Annotated in this window: 6 protein-coding genes; 2 read left to right on the top strand and 4 right to left on the bottom strand. The window is 73.8% G+C overall.

All coding sequences use genetic code 11. The features are described from left to right. Positions 1 to 406: hypothetical protein (locus tag AC2W7G_RS11060; RefSeq protein WP_485868473.1), on the bottom strand; the 406-nt coding region annotated here is incomplete at its 3' end. A 76-nt stretch (positions 407 to 482) separates the two neighbouring features. On the opposite strand from AC2W7G_RS11060, the gene AC2W7G_RS11055 reads away from it, so the two are divergent. Next, on the top strand, positions 483 to 1,151 hold the full coding sequence (locus AC2W7G_RS11055) for a lytic transglycosylase domain-containing protein (protein WP_485868472.1): 669 nt from the start codon (positions 483 to 485) through the stop codon (positions 1,149 to 1,151). A gap of 60 nt (positions 1,152 to 1,211) precedes the next feature. Here AC2W7G_RS11055 and scpC read toward each other — a convergent pair whose 3' ends face one another. The 3 genes from scpC to AC2W7G_RS11040 all read right to left on the bottom strand — a co-directional run bounded on the left by scpC (position 1,212) and on the right by AC2W7G_RS11040 (position 3,502). Beyond that, entirely contained in the window at positions 1,212 to 2,717 is a 1,506-nt protein-coding gene (scpC, locus tag AC2W7G_RS11050; RefSeq protein WP_485868471.1) for a succinyl-CoA:acetate CoA-transferase ScpC, read from the bottom strand. Positions 2,718 to 2,776: 59 nt separating this feature from the next. After that, complete coding sequence (locus AC2W7G_RS11045; protein WP_485868470.1) at positions 2,777 to 3,082, bottom strand: hypothetical protein; 306 nt, start codon at positions 3,080 to 3,082, stop codon at positions 2,777 to 2,779. A gap of 63 nt (positions 3,083 to 3,145) precedes the next feature. Then, on the bottom strand, positions 3,146 to 3,502 hold the full coding sequence (locus AC2W7G_RS11040) for a hypothetical protein (protein WP_485868469.1): 357 nt from the start codon (positions 3,500 to 3,502) through the stop codon (positions 3,146 to 3,148). Positions 3,503 to 3,572: 70 nt separating this feature from the next. Here AC2W7G_RS11040 and AC2W7G_RS11035 point away from each other — a divergent pair. Further along, the coding region (locus AC2W7G_RS11035; RefSeq protein ID WP_485868468.1) for a hypothetical protein at positions 3,573 to 3,906 on the top strand (334 nt) is incomplete at its 3' end.

Below are 3,906 nucleotides of genomic sequence, written 5' to 3'. Positions count from 1 at the left end.
GCCTCCTGCGCGGTGAGCGCCGGCGCGGCGTCCTCCGGACGTCCGGGGCGTAGGTGCGGTAGCAGTCCAGCCGGTGCTCGGCGGCGCTCAGCTCCAGGTCGCTGACGTCGGCGGTGCCGTTGATGGCCGCCGCCTTGGCGTAGCCGGTGCCGACGGTGCCGTCGTGGCGCACCGCCAGGGACGTCAGCGGCGGCTCGCCGGAACGCTCGGCGTGGAGCGCGACGACGTCCAGGAGCGGGCCCATCCAGGCCGAGTGACGCGCCGCGGCGCGCACGCCCGAACGGCGCTGCACGAGCTCGGCGAGCTCGCTGTGGGTGATGGTCTGCTGGTAGGTCGAGGCGGTCGTCTTGAGGATCTCGTGGGCCACGGGGACCCAGTCCTTGAGCTGCGGGGGAAGGCCAGGCACGATCGACGATCCTAAGCACGAGACCGGTGTGACCTGCACCCGGGTCGGGCTTGTCCGCACCGGACAGACTGGCGGCGTGAGAACGCCCTCGACCCTGCTCGCCCTGTGCCTGGTGGGTGCGCTCGCCGCCTGCTCGGACCCCCGCCAGCGGGTGGACGTCGAGGTGCCGCGCACGGCCGACGCGCCGGTCGTGGACGGCGACCCGGACCGGGTCTGGCTGCGCGACAGCGCCCGTCGCACCGGCATCCCCGCGCGGGTGCTGAGCGCCTACGCGCGGGCCGCCGACCGGGTCGCGTCCGACGGCTGCGAGCTGGGCTGGAACACGCTGGCGGGCATCGGCCGGGTCGAGACCTCGCACGCCCGGTTCGGCGGCGCCTCGGTCGACGACGCGGGCGACGTCCGGCCCCGCATCCTCGGCCCGCGCCTGGACGGCGGTCCCGGCATCCGTGCCATCGAGGACACCGACGGCGGAGAGCTGGACGGCGACACGACCTGGGACCGCGCCGTGGGCCCGATGCAGTTCATCCCGACCACGTGGGAACGGTGGGGCGCCGACGCGGACGGCGACGGCCGGCGCGACCCGCACTCGATTGACGACGCCACGCTCGCCGCGGCGCGCTACCTCTGCGACGCCGGCGACGACCTGCGCGATGACGCCGGCTGGGTCGACGCGGTGCTCACCTACAACAACAGCGGCGACTACGTGCGCAAGGTCGCCGACGCCGCCGCCGAGTACGCCGGCTGATCCCCGTCTCCCCATGCCGGCCGGAGGACGTCCTCTCGGCGAGCTGGGGAGCGGGGGCGGCTACATGCGGCCGGTGTCGAGGAACCGCTGGTGCCACGACAGCGCCTCGTCCAGCAGGTGCGGCGTGTGCCGCGCCGTCGGGCGGGCGGCCTCGGCCCGCTCGACGTAGTCGGTCAGCGCGTCACGGAAGTCCGGGTGCGCGCACCGCTCGATGATCCGCCGCGCCCGCCGGCGCGGGGCCAGGCCACGCAGGTCGGCGAGCCCCTGCTCGGTGACGACGACGTGGACGTCGTGCTCGGTGTGGTCGACGTGGCTGACCATGGGCACGATCGCCGAGATCGCGCCGTGCTTGGCCGTCGACGGCGACAGGAAGAAGTTCAGGAAGGCGTTGCGGGCGAAGTCCCCGGACCCGCCGATGCCGTTCATGATCGCGCTGCCCATGACGTGGGTGGAGTTGACGTTGCCGTACAGGTCGGCCTCGATCATCCCGTTCATGGCGACGACGCCGAGCCGGCGGACGATCTCGGGGTGGTTCGAGATCTCCTCGCTGCGCAGCAGGATGCGGCCCTTGTAGGCGTCGATGCCGTCCATGAAGCGGCGCACCCCGGCGTCCGAGAGCCCGAACGACGTGGCCGAGGCGGCGCGCAGCGTGCCGCTGTCGAGCAGGTCGAGCATGCCGTCCTGCAGCACCTCGGTGTAGGCCACGAGGTCGGTGAAGTCGCTGGCGTCGAGGCCGGCGAGCACCGCGTTGGCGACGTTGCCGACGCCGGACTGCAGCGGCAGCAGGTTCGCCGGCATGCGTCCGGCCGCGACCTCGTGCCGCAGGAAGTCCACGAGGTGGTCGGCGATGGCGCGCGAGGCGTCGTCGGGCTCGGAGAAGGGGGAGTTGCGGTCGGGGGCGTCCGTCTCGACGACGGCGACGACCTTGGCCGGGTCGACGTGCAGGTACGGCTCGCCGATGCGCTGCATGGGCTCGGTCAGCGCGAGCGGCCGGCGGTGCGGCGGCAGGGCGGTGCCGTAGTAGACGTCGTGGAAGCCCTCCATCTCGCGCGGCTGCCAGTGGTTGACCTCGAGGATGACCCGGTCGGCCTGGTCGAGCCAGGTCTTGTTGTTGCCCACCGAGCTGGACGGCACGAGCAGCCCGTCGGGCAGGATCGCCGTCACTTCGACGACGGCGACGTCGAGGTTGCCGTAGAAGCCGAACCACATGTGCTGGGCGCTGTGGCTCAGGTGGGCGTCGACGTAGTCGACCTCGCCGCTGTTGATGAGCGCCCGCAGCGTCGGGTCGGAGTTGTAGGGCAGCCGGGTGGAGACGCCGTGGGCCTCGGCCAGGACGCCGTCGGCGTCGGGTGCCGTGGACGCACCGGTCCACAGCCCGATGCGGAAGTCCTCGCCGCGTCCGTGCGCGTCCTGCATCCGGGCGGCCAGCGCGGCGGGCAGCGCCTTGGGGTAGCCGGCCCCGGTGAAGCCGCTCATGCCGACGTTGTCGCCGTGACGGACGTACGTCGCAGCCTGGTCGGCGGTCGTGATGCGCTGCTGGAGCTGGGGGCTGAGGACGCGAGTCATGGTGCGTCCATGATGGCCCCGCTCACCCCGGGAGCCGCGGGCGGCCGCCGGTTGAACGTTCAGGCCCCGGCCAGCCGGCCGCGCACCTCGTCGAGCACGCGCGGCGGGAACTCGGCCGTGCGCCGGCACCGCTCCACCAGGTAGACGATCTTGTTGAGCCGGCGGCCGGGCAGCTCGACGCCGCGCGTCTCCAGCGACGGTCGCAGGACGTTGCGGTCGAACGTGCCGTCGGACATCTCCGGCTCGTCGCGCCACGCGGCGAAGGCGGCCTTGAGGTCGGCGTGCGACACGACGCCGTGCTCGGGGGACAGGGCCACCGCGAGCGCGGCGACCAGCCAGGCGTCGTCGTGCTCCATCGCGGCCACGCCGAGCTGGACGGTGCCCGACTCGCGGGCGGGGGGCGACGCGCTCGAGCTCCACCTCGAGGCTCAGCACGAGGGCGGCACGCGCAGCTCCACCCGGGTGCCGGACGCCGTGAGCGACATCCGTTGACCGGGCGCGGGCGTGGTGGGCTCGCCGCCCGGGGCGACGACCTCGACCACCGCGCCGTTGGCCCGCTGCCCGCGGTGCAGCACGGGGTGGCCGTCGGTCGCGCTGAGCACGAGAGCGGGATCGCTGACGTAGGGGAGCCGCACGAACAGGTAGACCGAGCCGTCGATGCGCTCCACGGCCACGGGCTGCTGCTCGGGCAGGGTCATGCGGCGGGCGACGACGAGGCGGGTGCCGGGCGCGAGCACGTCCGTCCCGGCCGGGCCGTCCTCGCACGACCACGTCACTCGCACCACCGTGGGCTCCTCCTGGAACACGTTCCGCGCCGGCTCGACCTGCCGGGCGCAGGACGCCGACGATGATGCCATGCCCGGTTCCCTCTCCGCCGTCCTCTCCAACCTGCTGGTGCTGGCCGTCCTGGTCGGGGTCGTCGTCCTGCTGCTGCGCGTGGGGCAGGCGATCTTCCGCACCGACACCAAGCGCGCCGCCGCCGGCGAGGTCGCGGCCAAGCTCGTGACCCTGCCCGCCGGCTCCGACGGCGTGCTGCGCCGGCGGTTCGTGCGGGCCGTGACGTCCCAGCACGTCGTGATGCCCAGCGGCGAGCGACTGGCCTTCGGCACGCTCGTGGTGCGGTCGCGCCCGAGGACCTGGTGCGGCTCGACCCGGACGAGGACCGCGAGCGCCTCGGTGCCGACGCCGC

The organism is Aeromicrobium sp. PFPM2_SD2 (genome assembly GCF_057364525.1).
This window is presented reverse-complemented; position numbering and strand designations above follow the sequence as displayed.

Excerpts from the sequence above, each read along its gene's own strand:
- scpC (WP_485868471.1), bottom strand. The coding sequence starts at position 2,717 with ATGACTCGCGTCCTCAGCCCCCAGCTCCAGCAGCGCATCACGACCGCC.